This window comes from Nonomuraea sp. NPDC050663 (genome assembly GCF_044456985.1).
Classification (GTDB): Bacteria; Actinomycetota; Actinomycetes; order Streptosporangiales; family Streptosporangiaceae; genus Nonomuraea.
Map to the genome: position 1 here is coordinate 89,641 of NZ_JBITGL010000010.1, position 18,462 is coordinate 108,102.

Consider the following 18,462-nt stretch of genomic DNA (forward strand, 5'->3'; position numbering starts at 1 on the left):
GCTCGTCGTCATGAGAGCCGTGCAGGTGACCCGTTTCGGGGGTCCGGAAGTCCTTGACGTGTCCGACGTGCCGGAGCCGGTGCCCGGCCCCGGACAGAAGCTGATCGACGTGACCGTGGCCGACGTGTTGTCGCTCGACGCCCAGTTGCGTTCCGGGTGGGGGCGCGAGTGGTTCGGCCAGGCCCCGCCGTACATCCCCGGCACCGGGGTCGCGGGGCTGCACGAGGGCCTGCCGGTGGTGGCGATGGTCGACGGCGGGTACGCCGATCGGGCCGTGGCCGCCGTGGTGATCCCCGTGCCCGAGGCGCTGGAGCCGGTGCAGGCCGCCGCGTTGCTGCAGGCGGGACCCGCCGCGCTGGCGCTCGTGGAGGCGGCCGCGCTGACGGAGGGTGACCGGGTGCTGATCACCGCCGCCGCGGGCGGCCTGGGAACGCTGCTGGTGCAGCTCGCCGCCGCGAGCGGCGCCCACGTGGTGGCGGTCGCGGGCGGCGACGGCAAGCGCGCGCTGGCGCTGGATCTGGGCGCCGCGCGGGCACTCGGCTACGCCGACGAGCTCCCCGAGGTCGACGTGGTCTTCGACGGCGTGGGAGGCGCGGTCGGTGAGGCCGCGTTCGCCAGGACCCGGCGCAGGTTCTTCGCCTACGGCGTGGCCAGCGGCTCCCCCGCGCCCGTCCAGGGCGACAGGGTCACGGGCATGGAGCAGGTCCAGTTCTCCCCCGAGCGGCACGCCGAGCTGACCTCGCGCGTGCTCGCCCTGGCCGCGCGTGGCGGGCTGCGGCCGGTGATCGGGCTGACGGAACCGCTGCACCGCGCGGCCGCCGCCCACGAGGCGATCGAGTCCCGCTCGGTCCTCGGCAAGACGCTGCTGGTGATCTGAATGGCCGCCAGGATCGAGTTCTCCCAGTACGGCCCGGCCGAGGTGCTGGAGCTGCGTCCCTTCGAGCTCCCCGAGCCAGAACCAGGCGAGGTGCTGGTCAGGGTGCGGGCCGCCGCGGTCAACGCCATCGACTGGAAGCTGCGGCGTGGCTTCATGCCCTCGCCGTTGCCCAGCGGCACGGGCCTGGAGATGTCGGGCATCGTGGAGGGCGGCGACCCGCGCTTCACCCCCGGGCAGGCCGTCTTCGGCCTCGCGCCCGGCACCGCCGTCGCCACCCACACTCTGGCCAAGGCCGCCGACCTGCTGCCCAAGCCCGACGACCTGAGCTTCGAGCAGGCCGCCGCCCTGCCGGTGGCGGCCGAGACGGCCTTCCGCACGCTGCGCCGCCTGGCACTCCTGCCCGGCGAGACCCTGCTCATCCACGCGGTGGCGGGCGGCGTCGGGCTCGCCGCCGCGCAGACGGCGCTGGCGAGGGGAGCGAGGGTGGTCGGCACGGCCAGCCCGCGCCACCACGACTACCTGCGCTCGCTCGGCGTCGAGTCGATCGAGTACGGCGACGGCTGGCCGGACCGGGCGGGCAAAGTCGACGCGATCCTGGACGCCTCAGGGCGCGGCGAACTGGCCGAGTCGCTGAAGCTCACGAGCCGCGTGGTGTCGATCGCCAGCCACGACTTCCCCGAGCTGTTCTCCTCGGGCAGCACGGAAGGAGTGCCGCTGGCGGAGGTCTTCGCCGAGCTCCTGCCGGTCGTGCGGCTGCCCATCGCGGCCGTCTTCCCCCTCGACGGGGCCGCGGACGCGCACCGGCTGAGCGAGGAGGGCCACCTGCGCGGGAAGATCGTCATCTCCATCGCGGAAGGAAATCTTCCGCAATAACGGGCACACTGTCGTCATGCTGGAAACCTCGGCCCGACTGCTCCGCCTGCTGTCGCTGCTCCAGGCCCACCGCGAATGGTCGGGCCCGGAGCTGGCCGGCCGCCTGGGCGTGTCGACCAGGACGATTCGCAACGACGTGGAGCGCCTGCGCACGCTCGGCTACCCGGTGCACGCCACGCCGGGCGTGGCGGGCGGCTACCGGCTGGGCGCCGGAGCCGCGCTGCCGCCGCTGTTGCTCGACGACGAGGAGGCGGTGGCGGTCGCCGTGGGCCTGGGCAGGGCGGCGGGCGGCGGCGTGGCCGGCATCGAGGAGAGCTCGGTCAGGGCGCTGGCCAAGCTGGAGCAGGTGCTGCCGTCGCGGCTCAGGCACCGGGTCAACGCGCTCAACACCCATACCGTGCACATCCCGGGAACCACGTCGAGCGTGCCCCCGGAGACCCTGACGACGATCGCCAACGCCGCACGCGACCACGAACGGCTGCGCTTCGACTACACCGTCCACGACGGCGAGGCCAGCGTGCGCGAGGCCGAGCCGTACAAGCTGGTGCACCGGCGCGGCCGCTGGTACCTGGTCGGCTGGGACGTGCAACGCGAGGACTGGCGCACCTACCGGGTCGACCGCATGACGCCGCGCACCCCCAACGGCCGCCGCTTCACCCCTCGCGAGGTGCCCTTCGACGTCGCCGAGCACGTGGAGCGCGGCGTCAACACCGCGATGTGGCGTCACCGCGCGACCGTGCGCGTGTTCGCCCCCGCGGAACGGCTGGCCGCCATGCCCATGGGCCTGGACGTGGAGCCGGAGACCGAGCAGACCTGCCTGCTGCGCGTCGGCGCCGACGACCCCGGCGCGATGGCGGTGTGGATCGGCTTCCTCGGCATCGACTTCGAGGTGCTCGACTCGCCGGAACTGATCGAGCACTTGCGGCTGGTGGCCGAGCGCTACCAGCGAGCGGTCAGCGCGCGGTCAGCGCCGGAGCCGACCGTGTGAGGCATGACAGTCAAGCAGATCGCGGGCAGCGCGAACGACTTCCAGATCGTCCACCACGTCACCGCCACCGGCGACCAGCAGGCCATCGGCCGCCTCCTCGCGGCGCAGGCCGCCCAGGTCTTCGGATGGCGGCCCCAGCCGGTCGACCCGGAGCTGAACCGGGCCCGCATGGCCTGGTTCGCCGAGCACTGGCCGCAGCACCACGCCAGGATCGAGGGCGCCCGCGCCCTGTGGGCGGAGGAGCACGGCGGAGCCTCCGCCGACGGGCTGACCTTCGACGGGCTGACCGGCATGGCCATGGGCTGCTCGGCGTTGTGGGTCCCGCCCTCGGCCAGCACCGACGGCCACGGCAGGATCGGCCGCAACTACGACTTCTTCACCCTGACCACCAGCGAGCTGATGGGCCTGGGCGAGCCCCAGCCTGGCGAGCTGCCCATGGCCGGCCGCCCGCACGTCGTCACCACCGTCCCCGACGACGGCCTGGCCTCGACCGTGGTGTCGATGTCCGACCTCGACGGCGCCATGGACGGCATCAACGAGGCGGGCCTGGCCGTGGCGCTGCTCATGGAGGACTACGCCCAGACCGAGCCGCCCACGGACAGCACGCCCGGCATCGGCGTCAGCTCGGTGCAGCTGCTGCGCTACGTGCTCGACACCTGCGAGGACACCGAGCAGGCCAAGACGGCGCTGAAGGGGCTGCCGACCTACGACTTCGGCATGCCGCTGCACTACATCGTGGCCGACGCCGCCGGGCGGGCCTTCGTGTGGGAGAACGGCGGCGCCTTCGAGGTGGGCGACGCGGCCCTGTGCGTCACCAACCACCCGCTGCGCCACCACCCGGACCCGCGCTCGCTGCCCGAGGACGGCGAGCTGACCATGACCACCTTCGCGCGCCTGCGCTCCATCTTCGACGCCAGCCGCGGCGTCACCATGTCTCCCGAGTCGCTGCGCGCCGCGCTGCGGGAAGTGCAGGCCGGGCAGGACAGCCCGTGGCGCACGACGTGGAACACGGTGTTCGACACCCACGACCGCACCATGGCCGTGCGCTTCTACCTCGGCGACGGCGAGCGGGAGCCGCGTTACACCGAGGAGCTGCTGTTCACCGCCGGGGTGTGACCAGTCCCGACTCGTAGGCCATCACGACGAGCTGGGCGCGGTCGCGCACGCCCAGCTTGGTCATCGCCCTGCTGACGTGGGTCTTGGCGGTGAACGGGCTCACCACCAGCTCCGTGGCGATCTCCTCGTTGGACAGGCCCTGGCCGACCAGCGCGACCACCTCCCGCTCGCGGGAGGTGAGCGCGCTCAGGTCGCCCTGCACCGGCCTGCCGCGCGAGACGAACTCGTCGATCAGCCTGCGGGTGATGCCGGGCGACAGCAGCGCGTCGCCCCTGGCGGCCACCCGGATCGCGTGGAGCAGGTCGGCCGGGTCGGTGTCCTTCAGCATGAAGCCCGCCGCCCCGGCCCGCAGGGCGTTGAAGACGTACTCGTCGACGCCGTAGTTGGTGAGGATCACCACGTGCACCTCGGCCAGGGCCGGGTCGGCGGCGATGCGCCTGGTCGCCTCGATGCCGTCCATCACCGGCATCTGCACGTCGAGCAGCACCACGTCGGGCACGTGCTCGGTGACCAGGGCGACCGCCTCGGCCCCGTTGCAGGCCTCCCCCACGACCTCGATGCTCTCCTCGGCCTCCAGCAGGGCGCGGAAGCCCGCCCTGATCAGCGCCTGGTCGTCGGCCAGCACGACGCGGATCATGCCGGCAGCGCCTTGCCGGTGAGGCCGGCCGTGACCTCGACGGGCAGCCACGCCTTGACGGTGAAGCCTCGCCCGGCCGGTCCCGCCTCCAGCCGGCCGCCGAGGGCGTCGACGCGCTCGCGCATGCCGGTCAGTCCCTTGCCGCCGCCCGGGAAGCCCTCGCCCGGCGCGGCCGCCCCTCCGGTGTCGCTCACCTCGACCACGACCTCCTCCTTGCCGTACTCGACCAGCACCGAGGCCTGGGCGCCCGGGGCGTGCCTGACGCAGTTGGTCAGCGCCTCCTGCACGATGCGGAAGGCCGCCTGGTCGACGGAGGCGGGCAGGGCCCGGGTGTTGCCCTCGACCGTCAGCGCCACCTCCTGGCCCATGGCCCGCATGCGGGAGATGAGCTCGGGCAGCCGGGCCAGCGCCACGGTGTCGTCGCGCAGCACCTCGAGCGTCTCGCGCAGCTCGCGCATGGCCTCGCCGCTGGCCTCCTGGATCGCCAGCAGGGCGGGTGAGGCCTGCTCTCCGCGCTTGGAGGTGAGGTGGACGGCGACGCCGGCCTGCACCTTGATCACCGAGATCGTGTGGGTCAGCGAGTCGTGCAGCTCGCGCGCGATGCGCAGCCGCTCCTCCCCCGCCCGCCGCAACGCGGCCTCCTCGCGGGAGTGCTCGGCGTCGAGCGCCCGCCGGTCGGCCTGCTGCAGGGCGATGCCCATGGCGACGGCGGCGACGAACCAGCCCAGGACCAGGAAGCCGCCCTTGACGGCGGCGAGCACCGGCTGGTCGGAGAGCAGGTAGCCGCCGGTCATCGCGGCCACCAGGCCCAGCGCGGCGACCTGGGAGGCGCGCCTGTGCCCGTGGCGCACGACGCTGGCCAGCGTGATCAGGGCGGGGATGGTGGCGGCCATCTCCGGCTCGACGGCGAGCACGTAGCACGCGGCCAGCACCGAGGTGACGGCCAGGACGTGGAGCGGATGACGCCGGTGCGCGGCCAGCGCCGCCGCGGAGAGCACGAGCAGGCCGTAACCGGCCGGGCCCGCCACCCCGTTGAGCGCAGCCGTGCCCACCATCAGGGCGCCGACCACCGGAGCCACCATGACATCGACCCTGTTCATGCCGTCAAGCTACGGCAAAGATCCGCCGGGCGCGTCGTACGGCGGGAGTACTCCGAGCGCACCACCAGGTGTCTCTCCAGGCACGACGACCGCGGGACCGCCGCGGACGATCGTTGGGGCCATGAGAGATTTCACCGGAAGAGTCCACCGTCCCGGCGACGCCGGATACGACGAGGCCCGCCGGGCCTGGAACCGCGCCGTGGACCCGCGTCCCGCCCTCGTCGCGGAGGCGCTCACGCCGCAGGACGTGCGCTGCGCCGTCCTGGAGGCCAGGACCAAGGAGATGCCGCTGACCGTGCAGGCCACCGGCCACGGCACGCTGACCGATGTGCCGGGAGCGCTGCTCCTCAGGACCGGCGACCTGGACCACGTGTTCGTCGACCCGTTCAGGCACGAGGTGACCGTGGGCGCCGGGGCGACGTGGTCGGAGGTGATCGCGGCCGCCGCGCCGTACGGCCTGGCGCCCCTGTCGGGCACCCCGTGGATCGGCGTGAGCGGTTACACCCTGGGCGGCGGCGCGGGTTACCTGTCCAGGAAGTACGGCCTGGCGGCCGACAGCCTGCTGGGAGCCACGATCGTCACCGCCGACGGCGAGCTGGTCGAGGCCCGTGACGAGCTGCTGTGGGCGCTGAAGGGAGGCGGCGGCAACTTCGGCGTGGTCACCGAGCTCACGCTGCGGCTGTTCCCCGCGGAGCGGGTGGTGGCCGGGATGAGCTTCCACCCCGCCGACCGCGCCCAGGACGTGCTGGCCGCCTTCGAGGAGCTGGAGCAGCCCGACGAGCTCAACGCGGCCGTCCTGCTCATGCCGGGCATGGTGGGCCTGCGCGTCCTGGCCGTCGAGGGCGGCGAGCGGGCGCTGGACCCGCTGCTGAAGGCGGCGGGCGAGCCCGTCCAGGGCGGCTTCGCCGAGATGAGCTTCCAGGACGCGGGCGACGTGCTCGGGCCCAGGCACGACCCGACGCCCATCGCCCACGGCTTCGAGTTGTTCCACCGGCTGCCGCCGCTGGAGGGCGTCTTCGGCGAGGTCAGGCGCTGGGGCGGGGCGATGGCGCACGGCGAGGGGCCCGCCGGACACCGCGACGTGCCCTTCTCCGTCATCAGCTCCGAGCCGGTCGATCTGCCGGGCAGGACCGGCGGGGCGTTCCTGAACTTCCTGGTCGACACCTCGCGCACGGCCGACGCCTACACCCGCGCCGACTACGAGCGCCTCGTGGAGCTGAAGAAGCGCCACGATCCCGACAACCTCTTCCGTCCTTCGCACCTGATCGGATCATGATGACCTTCCGGCACATCACCCCCGTCGAGCCGCGTGACGCGACCGGGCTCGTCGCCGAGATCTACAGCCAGCAGGCGCGCGACATGGGCATGACGCGGCTGCGCCCGCTGATGCCGCTGTCGCACGCCCCCGACCTGATGGCCGCCGCCTGGGCGCTGCTGCGCGAGTCGCTCGTGGCCGGAACGGTCAGCAGGACCGAGCGCGAACTGGTCGCCATCGGCGTCTCGGAGCGCAACCGGTGCCCGTTCTGCTTCGACGCCCACACGATGTTGCTGCACGCCACCGGCCAGCACCGGCTGGCCGAGGCCATCGCGCGCGGCGAGCGCCCGGCCGATCCGCGCCAGGCGGCGCTGCTCGACGGGCGCGGCCTGGACGAGCCCGAGCTGATGGGGACCGCGCTGGCCTTCCACTTCGTCAACCGCATGGTCTCCACGCTGCACTCCCCCGACGTGCTGCCCGGCGGCGTGCAACGCTGGCGTGCCGTACGGTCGCTGGCCGGGCGGACCTTCGCCAGCACGGTGCGCCGGGTCGCGCCGCCCGGCGACAGCCTCAAGCTGCTCACCGTGCGTCCCGACCCGCCCGCGTGGGCGGAGGACAGCCCGGTCGGCACGGCCTACGCCGCCCTGTGCCGCCTGGCGGGCGACGCCGGCGTGCCGGGCCTGGACACCTGGGACGGTGGGCATCCGCCGCTCACCCACCGCTGGCCCGACGAGCCGGTCGCCCGGTTGCGGGCCAAGGTCGCCCTGGCCCCCTACCGGATCACCGACGACGACCTCGGCTCGTGCGGGCTCGGCCCGGAGGAACTGGTGAGGGTGATCGCCTCGGGCGCCGTGGCGGCGATGCGCCGCCACGAGCGGCTCATCCTCGCAGGTACTCCTCTCTGACCTTGGAGCGCGACAGCTTGCCGGTGGGCGTGCGCGGCAGCGCCTCGCGGAACTCGATCAGCTTCGGATGCTTGAAGCGCGCCAGGCGAGGCTCCAGATGCTCGAGCAGCTCCCCGGCGCTCACCTCGGACAGGGGCTGGACCAGGGCGACGACGTTGTGCCCCCACTCCTCGTCGGGGACGCCGATCACGGCCACGTCGGCGACCGCCGGGTGCTCCAGCAGCGCCGCCTCGATCTCGGCGGGGTAGATGTTGACCCCGCCCGAGATGATCAGGTCGGTGCGGCGGTCGCAGAGGAACAGGTAGCCCTCCTTGTCGAGGTAGCCGATGTCGCCGGGGGCGTACCACTCGCCGCGCATGCTGGCCTCGGTCTTGGCCTTGTCCTTGCGGTACTCGAAGGTGCCCAGGCCGGACTTGACGTAGATCATCCCGGGTTCGCCCGGCGGCAGGTCGTCGCCGTTCTCGTCGAGGATGCGCACCTCGAAGGTCGGGGCGGGCTTGCCGACCGTGCCGGGGTGGGCCAGCCAGTCGTGCGGCTTGACCGAGAAGGCGATGGTCGACTCGGTGGAGCCGTAGTACTCGTAGAGCACCGGACCCCACCAGTTCATGATCCCCTTCTTGACCGCCACGGGGCAGGCCGCCGCGGTGTGGATGACCTGCTGCAGCGAGGAGACGTCGTGGCGCCGCCGCACCTCCTCCGGCAGCTGGAGCATGCGGTGGAACATGGTCGGCACCATCATCGCGTTGTTGACCTCGAACCGCTCGATCAGCTCCAGGATCGGCTCCGGCTCGAAGCGCGGCGCGATCACCAGCGTGTGCCCGAGGTGCAGGGCGAACATCGTGTGCGCGCAGGGCGAGGAGTGGTACATCGGCGAGGTGACCAGGTGCACCGCGTCGCCCTGCTTCAGGTCGCAGACCTCGCCCAGGAACCACTGGTAGAGCGGGACGACGGCCTCGGGCTCCGCCCCGGGCAGCGGGCGCTGCACGCCCTTGGGGAAGCCGGTCGTGCCCGAGGTGTACCACATGACCGCGCCCATGCTCCGGTCCGCGGGCGACCCGGTGGGCTGGTCGGCCGCCAGGTCGGCCACCCCGGTCGTGACGACCACCTTGGCGTCGCAGTCGGCGACGATGTAGTCGATCTCGGGCTGGGTCAGGTGCCAGTTGATCGGCACGTAGTACAGGCCGATCTGTCCGGTGGCCATCAGCATGACCACCTGGTCGATCCCGTTGCGCAGGACCCCGGCGACCACGTCGCCGTTCTGCAGCCCGCGGGCGCGCAGGCCGTGGCTGACCCGGTTGGTCAGCGCGAGGAGCTCGCCGTAGGTCACCTGAGGTTCGGCGATGGCGAGCCGGTCGGGATGGGCTTGGGCGATGGCGTAGAAACCCGGAAGATCCATCTAGAGCTCCAGGAGCTGGGCGAGTCTGGCGCGGTAGGCGCGCGGCGGGCCGAGCAGGACCTCGTCGGCCTTGGCACGCTTGTAGTACAGATGGGCGTCGTGCTCCCAGGTGAAGCCGATGCCGCCGTGCAGCAGCAGGTGGTCGCGGGCCACCTCGAAACAGGCCCGCCCGACGAAGGCCTGGGCGAACATGCCCGCGCGGGCCACCTCCGCGGGCTCGTTGTCGGCCGTCCAGGCGGCGTATCGCACGATCGACTCGGCCTGCTCGAGCTTGCCGTGCATGTCGGCGAGCTTGTGCTTGACCGCCTGGTAGGAGCCGATCAGGCGGCCGAAGGCGGCGCGGATCTTGGCGTAGGCCACGATCGCGTCGAGCGAGGCGCGCATGACGCCCAGCTGCTCGGCGGCCAGGGCGATGGCCATGCGGTCGAAGACGCCCGACTCCGGGGCCGCACCCAGTTCGCGGCCGGGCGCCTGGTTCAGCTCGATCCTGGCGTAGCCGCGGGTGACGTCGAGCGAGGGCTGGGCCGTACGGCTGACGCCCGGGCCGTCGAGCTCGACCGCGTAGAACGAGTCGCCGACGCGGGTGACCAGGACCTCGGCCTCCATGCCGCTGAGGACCTGCTCGTAGGTGCCGTTCAGCCCCGGCCCCTCGGCGAGGGTGACCGGGCGGCCCTCGGCGATCTGGGTGAGCAGTTCCTTGTCGGGGGTGAGGGTGAGCGCGATCGTGGCGAAGACGGTGGCCAGGTACGGCCCAGGCAGCAGGGCGGCGCCGGTCTCCTCCAGGGCCACGGCCAGCTCGGCGTAGCCCGCTCCGGCTCCGCCGTACTCCTCGGGGACCAGCAGGCCCGCGAGGCCGAGCTCGCCGTTGAGCCGGCGGTAGACGGCCGGGTCGTGGCCGTCGCGCGGTCTGGCGTTGGCGGACAGGAAGGAGCGGACGGCGGTGCGGAGCTCCTGCTGCTCCGCGGTCAGCAACAGGTTCACGCCTGGGTCCCCACCTTCAGGTCCTTGAACGGCACGGTCTTGTCGACGCGGGGCTCGGGCGGCAGGTTGAGCACCCGGTCGCCGACGATGCCGCGCATGATCTCGTTGGTGCCGCCGCCGAGCGCCATGCCCGGCGCCCAGGAGACGGCGAAGGCCAGCCGGTCGTCCTCCAGCAGCGCCTGCGGGCCGACCAGGTTCACCGCCAGATCGGCCTGGAAGACGGTCAGCTCGGCGAGCAGGAGCTTGGCGGCGCTGCCGCGGGCGCCGGGGAAGATCCCGGCCCTGGTCTCCTGGCCCAGCCGCTGGTTGAACAGCTGCAGCGCCTTGGACCTGATGTAGAGCTCGACGAGCTGGTCGCGGACCAGGGGGTCCTCGGTGTCGACGACCTCGCGCAGGGCCTCCAGGGAGGTGGGGTTGTCGCCGCTCATGCCGACGCCCGCCGAGATCGAGAGCCGCTCGTGCAGGAGCGTCGTGACGGCCACGGACCAGCCGTCGTTGACCTCGCCGATGCGGTCGGAGTCGGGGATGTGCACGTCGTCGAAGAAGATCTCGTTGAAGTGCGCGCGTCCCGTCATGTCACGCAGCGGCCGTACGGTCACCCCCGGGTGCCGCATGTCGACCACGAACATGGTCAGGCCCTTGTGCTTGGGCACGTCGACGTCGGTGCGGGTGAGGATGAGGCCCCAGTCGGCGTACTGCGCGTTGGTGGTCCACACCTTCTGGCCGTTGACGATCCAGCCCTCTCCGTCGCGTACGGCACGCGTCTGGAGGCTGGCCACGTCGCTGCCCGCTCCCGGCTCGGAGAACAGCTGGCACCAGATCTCCTCGCCGCGCAGCAGCGGGCGGATCCAGCGCGCACGCTGTTCGTCGTCGCCCCTGTCGACCACGGTGGGTCCGCACATGCCCAGGCCGATGGAGAAGATCGGCGTCGGCATGGCGAAATCCCTGGCGACTTCGGCGAAGGCTCTTTCCTCCGCCTGGCCGAGTCCCTGGCCGCCCCATTCCCTGGGCCAGGTGATGCCGGAATATCCGGCGTCGTAGAGCCCGGCCATGAAGTGTTTGGCGCCTTCGACACCCTCCGCCGCGGGGGTGTTGTCCTCCAGCCACTGCCGGGCCGTGCGGCGGTATTCGTCCAGATTCACTCCGCCTCCTCGAGATCAGTGCTCACTTACTCTAATCAGCGGAAAGGGCCCCGCATAGGGCAAGGTTTTGTCCGCTTTTATGACCGAATCTCCCTTAATTATGGTGAACTCCACCTAGTGTGATCACCTGATTACCAGGGGGAGAGCGTGATCACACGGTTCGCGGGGTCCGTGCGTGCGAGGCTGACATTGATCGCCAGCGTCGTCATGGCGTTGATCTGCCTTGTCCTGAACATCCTCGTCCTCTACGGCGTGCACACCGCCGCCGACGACTACCGCACCAACCAGGTGATCAGCGCCGCGCTGCGCATCGTGCACCAGATCAAGCGCGGCACCCTGCCCGCCGAGCTCAACACCGACGTCGACGGCGCTCAGGTGCTCAACGCCACCGGGCAGATCGTGTCCGCCTCCGCGTCGCTGGTCGGCAAGCCGCCGATCACGGACGTGGTGCCCGACGCCGACAACGCGAGCCGTACCGAGATCATCTGCGGCGTGACCGTCTTCGACCGCGACTGCATGGTCATCGCGTCGTTCCGCGTCTACGAGGACGACGGCGACTGGATCGTCTACACCGCCTCCGGCGCGATCCCCTGGTACGTGCACGGATGGGTGATCGCCGGACTGACCGCCCTCTCGCTGGGCATGGTCGCCCTGACCGCCTACGGCACCTCCCGCACCGTGGCCAAGACGCTCGCGCCGGTCGACGCGATCCGCTCCAAGCTCGCCGACATCACCGCCACCGACCTGGGCCAGCGCGTGCCCGTCCCCGCGGCCGACGACGAGATCCACGCGCTCGCCCAGACGGCCAACTCCACCCTCGACCGGCTGGAGGCCGCCGTCGAGCAGCAGCGCCGCTTCGCCTCCGACGCCTCCCACGACCTGCGCAGCCCCATCACCGCCATGCGCACCCAGGTCGAGGAGGCGATGCTGCACCCCGACGACACCGACTGGGAGGAGACCGGCCACGCCCTGATGTCGAGCATCGACCGGCTGCAGGCCATCGTCACCGACCTGCTGACCCTGGCCAAGCTCGACGCGGGCGCGCCCAGCCAGGTCGAGAGCATCGACCTGGCGTCGCTGGCCGCCGAGGAGATGTCCAGGCGGCCCCACGGCAAGGAGGTCAAGCTCGACCTCATGCCCGAGGTGGTGGTCGACGGCGACCGGCTGCGGCTGATCAGGCTGCTCACCAACCTCGTCGACAACGCCCAGCGGCACGCCGCCTCGCTCATCGAGATCTCCGTGCGCGCCGAGGGCCGCCAGGCCGTCGTGGAGGTCGTCGACGACGGCGCGGGCATCGACCCCGGCCAGCGCGAGATCGTCTTCCGCCGCTTCGCCCGCCTCGACGCCTCGCGCAACGTCGACGCCGGAGGCACCGGCCTCGGCCTGCCCATCGCCCGCGAGATCGCCAAGGCCCACGGCGGCTCCCTGCGCATCGAGGACTCCGCGCGCGGCGCCCGCTTCGTCCTGCGACTGCCACTGAGGGAGGCATGAGCGGTGTTCAGGTCATGGACGGTGCGAGCGCGGCTGACCGCCGCCGCGGGCATCGCCGCCCTCCTGCTCAACCTGGTCATCGCCGTCCTGGTCACGCCGCTGGTCTACCTCCTGCTGACCGACTACGTCTCCGAGCAGGTGGCGGCCACCTCCCGCAGGGTGGCCTTCACCGTCGAGCGCTACGCGGCGGACAACCTGCTCAAGCCCGTCGCTCCGGTCGAGGACATCGACCTCATCCAGGTGCTCGACGACCAGAACGAGGTACGGCAGGCGAGCCCGAAACTGCTCGGCAAGCCGGCGCTCACCACCGTGCGGCCGTCGGACGAGGACGGGCGCGTGGACACCACGACGTGCGTGTCCGAGATGCCCGAGTGCCTGATCACGGTGGGTTTCCGTGTCACGGTCACCAACAGCTACTGGATGTCCTACGCCTTCGCTCCCTCCGTTCCGTGGTACATCGATCCGATGTACATCGCCGGCATGGTCGGCGGGGCGCTGATACTGGCCGCGGTGACCGCCTGGGTCTCCTCCCGCGGCCTGCGCAGGGCCCTGGCACCGGTGTCGGCGATCCAGAACGAGCTGGCTGAGATCACCTCCACCGACCTGGGCCGCCGGGTGCCGCGCTCCCGTCACCGCGACGAGTTCGACTCCCTCGCGCGGACCGTCAACGCCACGCTCGACCGGCTGGAGGCCACCGTCGAGCAGCAGCGCCGCTTCGCCTCCGACGCCTCCCACGACCTGCGCAGCCCCATCACGGCCATGCGGGCCCAGGTGGAGGAGGCGATGCTGCACCCGGACGACACCGACTGGGAGGAGACCAGCCGTGCCCTGATGGCCAGCATCGAGCGGCTGCAGGCCCTGGTCACCGACCTGCTCGCCCTGGCGCGGCTGGAGTCGGGCACCCCGGGCAAGGAGGACCGGCTCGATCTGGGCCAGCTCGTCGCGATCGAGCTCGACCGCCGGGCGCCGGGCAAGGCCCTGGTGCGCTCACTGGAGCCCGGCGTCATCGTCGTGGGCGACCGGCTGCGGCTGGCGCGGCTGCTCACCAACCTCGTCGACAACGCCCAGCGGCACGCCGTGTCGCGGATCGACGTGTCGGTGCGCGCCGAGGACGGCTGCGCCGTCCTGGAGGTCGTCGACGACGGCGCGGGCATCGACCCCGACCAGCGCGAGATCGTCTTCCGCCGCTTCACCCGCCTCGACGCCTCACGCAACGTCGACGCCGGAGGCACCGGCCTCGGCCTGCCCATCGCCCGCGAGGTCGCCACGGCCCACGGCGGCTCCCTGACCATCGAGGACTCGGTGCGCGGCGCCCGCTTCGTCCTGCGGCTCCCGCTCGCCTGAACGTGCCGTTTTACATATAACGGAACAGATCATTCCGCATGGAGCGTCTGCCTCTCTGACAGTCCCCACGGGGGAATCATCAGACAGGAGAAGCCCATGTTTTCCCTGAAGCACAACCTGGCCCGCCTTTCCCTTCTCGGCATGGCCTCCGCCGCGCTGATCGGCGCCGCGTCGGCGCCCGGCCAGGCGGCCGCCTCCGGCATCGTCGAGGTCGCCGTGGACGCCGGCGTGCCGACCGTCATCTACCGGGCGGGCAGCCAGGCCACCAACTCCGCCTCGCTGACCACGTTCAACCGCGACGGAGTCCCGCACATCGCGGTGTTCGACACCGTGGCGCTCACCGCGGGCGCGGGTTGCCAGCAGCTGAGCCCCCGCGCGGTCACCTGCGGCCCGGCGGCCGGCACCGCGATCAAGCGGTTCGTCGCCAACCTGGGCGACCGCAACGACACCTTCAGCGTCGGCGTGATCTTCACGGGCATCGTGAACGGCGGCGACGGCGACGACAGCTTCCTCGCCGGCGTCAAGAACGCCCAGCGCTCCGCGATCATCTGGAACGGCGGTGACGGCAACTTCGACAAGATCTCCTACCGCGGCAGCGACGCGGCGGTCCGCGTCTCGCTCGAGAACGGCTCGGACGGGCTCGAGGACGGCCGCACCGGCGACCGCAACTCGGTCGTCGGGGTCGAGGAGCTCACCGGCTCGCCGTTCGGCGACGACCTGCGGGGCGACCGCCGGGACAACCGCATCGACGACGGGTTCGTCCAGGGCGTGGGCGACAACTCAGGCGACAGGCTGAGCGGCGGGGACGGCGATGACCTGATGTTCACCAAGGACCTGCTGGCCGACCAGGCCGCCGACTGCGGCGACGGAGCCGGCGACCAGATCTTCATCGACCGGACGCTCGACCCCGCGCCGGTGAACTGCGAGGAGATCGTGCGCCAGTAGAAGACACGGGGTGCCTGTCCGCCTCCAGGCACCCCCGGCGCTACCCGACCCCCAGCGCCCGGTAGACGCCGGGCGTCAGCATCTCCAGATACCACTCCGCCGCCTGCTCCGCGGGGTGGGGCTCGTCCTGCTCCAGCCACCACACCAGCGAGCCCATCGCCGCCGACACCGCGAAGGCGACCACCACCTCGTGCGGCACCCGCGCCCGCACCGGCTCGATCCCGGCGGCGCGGATCCGGCCCCGCAGCAGGCCCTCCAGGTAGACGCGCAGGTCCTCGCGCACCCTGGCCGAGCCGTGCTCGCCCAGCACCCCCAGGTAGAACCTGCGCCGCGCGGCCAGGTTCTCCAGGAACTCCACCAGCCAGCCCGGAACTCCGGGGTCAGGCAGCGGCGGGTTGTCGCGCACCGGCGCGAAGGTGTCGCCGATCACGTCGAGCAGCAGGTCGTACTTGTCGTCGAAATGGGCGTAGAAGGTCGCGCGGTTGACCATGGCCCGCCCGGCGATGTCGCGCACCGTCACGGTGTCGTAGCCCCGCTCCCCCACCAGCTCGATCAGCGCCTCGCGCAGGAGCTTGCGCGTGCGCCGTACTCGCAGATCCGACACATCCCTCCTCCGTGTCGCCTAAGCGACACCCTGGGCGGTGACCTCCTTACGAGTCACCGTCCCGGCCGATTAAACACAAAGCATGAACGGACGAGTGGCGATCATCACCGGAGCGGGACGAGGGATCGGGCGCGAGGAGGCGTTGTTCTTCGCGGCACGAGGAGCCAGGGTCGTGGTCAACGACCCGGGCGTGGCGGCCGACGGGTCGGGCGGCGACCCGTCCGTCGCGCGGCGGGTGGTGGAGGAGATCAGGGCGGCGGGCGGCCAGGCGGTCGCCAGCACGGCGGACGTGTCGGACTGGGCGGGGGCGCGCGGCGTCGTGGAGACCGCGCTGGAGGCCTTCGGCGAGCTGGACATCGTGGTCAACAACGCCGCGGTCGAGCGCAACCGCGCGCTGGTCACGATGACGGAGGACGACTTCGACAGCGTCGTGGCGGTCAAGCTCAGGGGCGGCTTCGCGGTCAGCCACTGGGCGGCGCGGCACTGGGCGGACAGCGGCGTCGTGCGCGAGCGTGCGATCGTCAACACCGCCTCGGGCTCCGGGCTGACCAACCCGCTGCCCGGCCAGACCAACTACGCCTCCGCCAACGCCGCCGTGGCGGCGATGACCCAGGTCCACGCGCTGGAGCTGGGGAGGTACGGCGTGCGGGTGAACTGCCTGTCGCCCTCCATGGTGCGCACCAGGCTGACGGAGACCGTGCCGGGCGAGCTGACCTCGCCCGCCGCGATCGCCCCGGTCGCGGCCTATCTGGCGAGCGCGCGGTGCCCGCTCAACGGCCAGGTGTTGTCGGTGCGCGGCAGCGCGGTGACGATCCTGCGCGGCTGGGCGGCGGGCGAACGGGTCGAGACCGGCGGCACCGTCGAGGGTCTGGCCGCGGCGATGGCGCGGGTCGAGGTCACCGACCCGGCCGAGGTGCTGGCCGCGGCGCTGCAGGGGGCGCTGGGGGTCGACGGCGCACAGGCGCTGCGCCGCATGATCGACGCCGCGCTCGGCTGAGGGCCCTTCCCAGTCTTATTGGATGCTTTGTACAATACGAGCCTGGGAGAGGAGCCACCGATGAGCTCAATCGCCGCCAGGGAACGCGACGAGCCGGTCGACGAGCAGCGCGCCTACGAAACGGTCATCGAACGCCTCTCGAAGGCGTCGGTCGACAAGCACTGGGAGCCGTACAAGGACATCCCCTGGGACGACCCCGACTTCCTGGTGCGCCAGGACGACCCCCGGTGGAAGTTGCCGGAGGTGGACAGGCTCGGATCGACGGCCTGGTACCAGGGGCTGCCCGAGGAGTCGCAGGCGCGGATCGGCCTGTTCAGGGTCGCGACCGCGATGAAGATCGGCCTGCAGTTCGAGAACCTGCTCAAGCGGGGCCTGCTGAACTACGCCTACCGGCTGCCGAACGGCTCGCCCGAGTTCCGCTACGTCTACCACGAGACCATCGAAGAGGGACATCACGGGATGATGTTCCAGGAGTTCGTCAACCGCACGAAGCTCCCGATCCGCGGCATGCCGGGGCCCCTGAGCGTGATCGCTCAGGTGACCCCCTGGATCCCGCTGATCTCGACCGAGCTGTTCTTCATCTTCGTCCTGGGCGGCGAGGACCCGATCGACCACGTGCAGCGCAGGGTGCTCAAGGACGGGCACAAGCACCACCCGCTCGAAGAGACGATCATGCGCATCCACATCGCCGAGGAGGCCAGGCACATCTCCTTCGCCCGCCACTACCTGCGCAAGCGCGTGCCGCGGATGCCGCGCTACCGCAGGGCGACGCTGAGCTTGATCTCGCCGTTCATCCTCGGCATCATGGCGCGCATCATGCTCGCCCCGCCCGGTCCCATGATCAGGCACTTCGCCATCCCCGGCCACGTCGTCGACGAGTGCTACCGCGACAACCCCGCGGCCAAGCAGGAGATCAGCGACTCGGTCGGCAAGACCAGGGAGCTGTGCGCGGAGCTGGGCCTGATGAACCCTGTCAGCCGCAGGATCTGGAGCGTCATGGGCATCGCGGCATGAGAACGGCGATCATCACCGGAGGCGCCTCCGGCATCGGCCGGGCGGTGGCCGGCGAACTGGTACGACGGGGCGCCCACGTCACCGTCGCCGACCTGGAGCGCGGCGACGACCCCCGGGTCGTCTCCGTCAAGCTCGACGTGACCGACCCCGAGGCGGTGGCCGCGCTGGTCGGCCAGGTCAGACGGGAGTACGGCCGGCTCGATCTGATCATGAACAACGCGGGCATCGCGATCGGCGGCGCCACCGACGAGCTCACCCTCGACCACTGGAACCGCGCCATCGACGTCAACCTGCGCGGGGTGGTGCACGGCGTGCACGCCGCCTACCCGGTGATGGTCGAGCAGGGTTTCGGCCACATCGTCAACACCGCGTCTCTGGCGGGGCTGGTTCCCGCGCCGCTGATGCTGCCCTACACCACCACCAAGCACGCGGTGGTGGGCCTGTCGACCGCGCTGCGCGCCGAGGCGGCACGCCACGGCGTGCGGGTCAGCGTGGTCTGCCCGGGCTTCACCGACACCCCGCTGCTCGACCACGCCAACCCCGACCTGCCGGAGACCGAGGCCTCCAAGCACGCGAGGAGCGCGGCGATCCGGGTGCAGGGCCGTCTCTACCCGGTGGAGCGGCTGGCCCGCGACATCGTGCGCGGCATCGCGCGCAACCAGGCGCTGATCGTCGCGCCCGCGAGCGCCCGCGCGGCCTGGCGTGGCGTACGGCTGTCGCCGTCGTCGGCGATCCGCGTCGCCGCGCGTGCCGTACGCGGACTGACCGGGAACGTTTAGCGAGGCTCAATTCGGACA

The 18,462-nt window shown here is 71.7% G+C and carries 18 protein-coding genes; 12 read left to right on the forward strand and 6 right to left on the reverse strand.

From position 1 onward, the window contains the following. Window positions 1-10 precede the first annotated feature (10 nt). From ACIBH1_RS29415 to ACIBH1_RS29430, 4 genes are read left to right on the forward strand one after another with little or no spacing between them, the layout of a single operon-like run. On the forward strand, window positions 11-877 hold the full coding sequence (locus ACIBH1_RS29415; protein WP_397317195.1) for a zinc-binding dehydrogenase: 867 nt from the start codon (window positions 11-13) through the stop codon (window positions 875-877). Continuing rightward, window positions 878-1,750 carry an NADP-dependent oxidoreductase gene (locus ACIBH1_RS29420; protein ID WP_397317196.1) on the forward strand — a complete coding sequence of 291 codons (873 nt, stop codon included), beginning with the start codon at window positions 878-880 and terminating at the stop codon, window positions 1,748-1,750. 16 nt (window positions 1,751-1,766) lie between these two features. Beyond that, window positions 1,767-2,738, forward strand: coding sequence for a helix-turn-helix transcriptional regulator (locus ACIBH1_RS29425; RefSeq protein ID WP_397317197.1), 972 nt, complete (start codon window positions 1,767-1,769; stop codon window positions 2,736-2,738). A 3-nt stretch (window positions 2,739-2,741) separates the two neighbouring features. Beyond that, a complete protein-coding gene (locus tag ACIBH1_RS29430) occupies window positions 2,742-3,854 on the forward strand; it encodes a C45 family autoproteolytic acyltransferase/hydolase (protein WP_397317198.1) in 1,113 nt (370 codons plus the stop codon). Here ACIBH1_RS29430 and ACIBH1_RS29435 read toward each other — a convergent pair. Together ACIBH1_RS29435 and ACIBH1_RS29440 are read right to left on the reverse strand one after the other, a co-directional pair. Then, complete coding sequence (locus ACIBH1_RS29435; RefSeq protein WP_397317199.1) at window positions 3,838-4,491, reverse strand: response regulator; 654 nt, start codon at window positions 4,489-4,491, stop codon at window positions 3,838-3,840. The genes ACIBH1_RS29430 and ACIBH1_RS29435 overlap by 17 nt on opposite strands. Beyond that, window positions 4,488-5,591 carry a sensor histidine kinase gene (locus tag ACIBH1_RS29440; protein ID WP_397317200.1) on the reverse strand — a complete coding sequence of 368 codons (1,104 nt, stop codon included), beginning with the start codon at window positions 5,589-5,591 and terminating at the stop codon, window positions 4,488-4,490. The genes ACIBH1_RS29435 and ACIBH1_RS29440 overlap by 4 nt, the downstream gene beginning before the upstream one ends. Before the next feature lie 121 nt (window positions 5,592-5,712). Between ACIBH1_RS29440 and ACIBH1_RS29445 the strand changes: the two genes are divergently transcribed. Together ACIBH1_RS29445 and ACIBH1_RS29450 are read left to right on the forward strand one after the other, a co-directional pair. Further along, window positions 5,713-6,867 carry an FAD-binding oxidoreductase gene (locus ACIBH1_RS29445; RefSeq protein WP_397317201.1) on the forward strand — a complete coding sequence of 385 codons (1,155 nt, stop codon included), beginning with the start codon at window positions 5,713-5,715 and terminating at the stop codon, window positions 6,865-6,867. After that, window positions 6,864-7,751, forward strand: coding sequence for a carboxymuconolactone decarboxylase family protein (locus ACIBH1_RS29450; RefSeq protein WP_397317202.1), 888 nt, complete (start codon window positions 6,864-6,866; stop codon window positions 7,749-7,751). Before ACIBH1_RS29445 ends, ACIBH1_RS29450 begins: the two co-directional genes overlap by 4 nt. Here the strand turns inward: ACIBH1_RS29450 and ACIBH1_RS29455 are convergent. From ACIBH1_RS29455 to ACIBH1_RS29465, 3 genes are read right to left on the reverse strand one after another with little or no spacing between them, the layout of a single operon-like run. Beyond that, window positions 7,726-9,147, reverse strand: a complete 1,422-nt coding sequence (locus ACIBH1_RS29455) for an AMP-binding protein (RefSeq protein ID WP_397317204.1) — start codon at window positions 9,145-9,147, stop codon at window positions 7,726-7,728. The genes ACIBH1_RS29450 and ACIBH1_RS29455 overlap by 26 nt on opposite strands. Continuing rightward, a complete protein-coding gene (locus ACIBH1_RS29460; RefSeq protein WP_397317205.1) occupies window positions 9,148-10,128 on the reverse strand; it encodes an acyl-CoA dehydrogenase family protein in 981 nt (326 codons plus the stop codon). Next, complete coding sequence (locus ACIBH1_RS29465) at window positions 10,125-11,270, reverse strand: acyl-CoA dehydrogenase family protein (protein ID WP_397317206.1); 1,146 nt, start codon at window positions 11,268-11,270, stop codon at window positions 10,125-10,127. Before ACIBH1_RS29465 ends, ACIBH1_RS29460 begins: the two co-directional genes overlap by 4 nt. 147 nt (window positions 11,271-11,417) lie before the next feature. Between ACIBH1_RS29465 and ACIBH1_RS29470 the strand changes: the two genes are divergently transcribed. The 3 genes from ACIBH1_RS29470 (at window position 11,418) to ACIBH1_RS29480 (ending at window position 15,050) form a co-directional block, all read left to right on the forward strand. Further along, window positions 11,418-12,761 (forward strand): sensor histidine kinase, encoded by a 1,344-nt coding sequence (locus tag ACIBH1_RS29470; RefSeq protein WP_397317207.1) that lies wholly within the window; start codon window positions 11,418-11,420, stop codon window positions 12,759-12,761. 3 nt (window positions 12,762-12,764) lie between these two features. Continuing rightward, entirely contained in the window at window positions 12,765-14,105 is a 1,341-nt protein-coding gene (locus tag ACIBH1_RS29475) for an ATP-binding protein (RefSeq protein WP_397317208.1), read from the forward strand. A 96-nt stretch (window positions 14,106-14,201) separates the two neighbouring features. Continuing rightward, entirely contained in the window at window positions 14,202-15,050 is an 849-nt protein-coding gene (locus tag ACIBH1_RS29480; protein ID WP_397317209.1) for a hypothetical protein, read from the forward strand. Between the two features lie 40 nt (window positions 15,051-15,090). Here ACIBH1_RS29480 and ACIBH1_RS29485 read toward each other — a convergent pair whose 3' ends face one another. Further along, a complete protein-coding gene (locus ACIBH1_RS29485; RefSeq protein WP_397317210.1) occupies window positions 15,091-15,654 on the reverse strand; it encodes a TetR/AcrR family transcriptional regulator in 564 nt (187 codons plus the stop codon). An 82-nt stretch (window positions 15,655-15,736) separates the two neighbouring features. Here ACIBH1_RS29485 and ACIBH1_RS29490 point away from each other — a divergent pair, with 82 nt between their 5' ends. From ACIBH1_RS29490 to ACIBH1_RS29500, 3 genes are read left to right on the forward strand one after another with little or no spacing between them, the layout of a single operon-like run. After that, window positions 15,737-16,651 carry an SDR family NAD(P)-dependent oxidoreductase gene (locus ACIBH1_RS29490; protein ID WP_397317211.1) on the forward strand — a complete coding sequence of 305 codons (915 nt, stop codon included), beginning with the start codon at window positions 15,737-15,739 and terminating at the stop codon, window positions 16,649-16,651. Between the two features lie 60 nt (window positions 16,652-16,711). Then, on the forward strand, window positions 16,712-17,665 hold the full coding sequence (locus ACIBH1_RS29495; protein ID WP_397317212.1) for a diiron oxygenase: 954 nt from the start codon (window positions 16,712-16,714) through the stop codon (window positions 17,663-17,665). Beyond that, the gene (locus ACIBH1_RS29500; RefSeq protein WP_397317213.1) at window positions 17,662-18,444 is read left to right on the forward strand and encodes an SDR family NAD(P)-dependent oxidoreductase; all 783 of its coding nucleotides are present in this window, start codon (window positions 17,662-17,664) and stop codon (window positions 18,442-18,444) included. The genes ACIBH1_RS29495 and ACIBH1_RS29500 overlap by 4 nt, the downstream gene beginning before the upstream one ends. The last annotated feature ends 18 nt before the right edge of the window (window positions 18,445-18,462 follow it).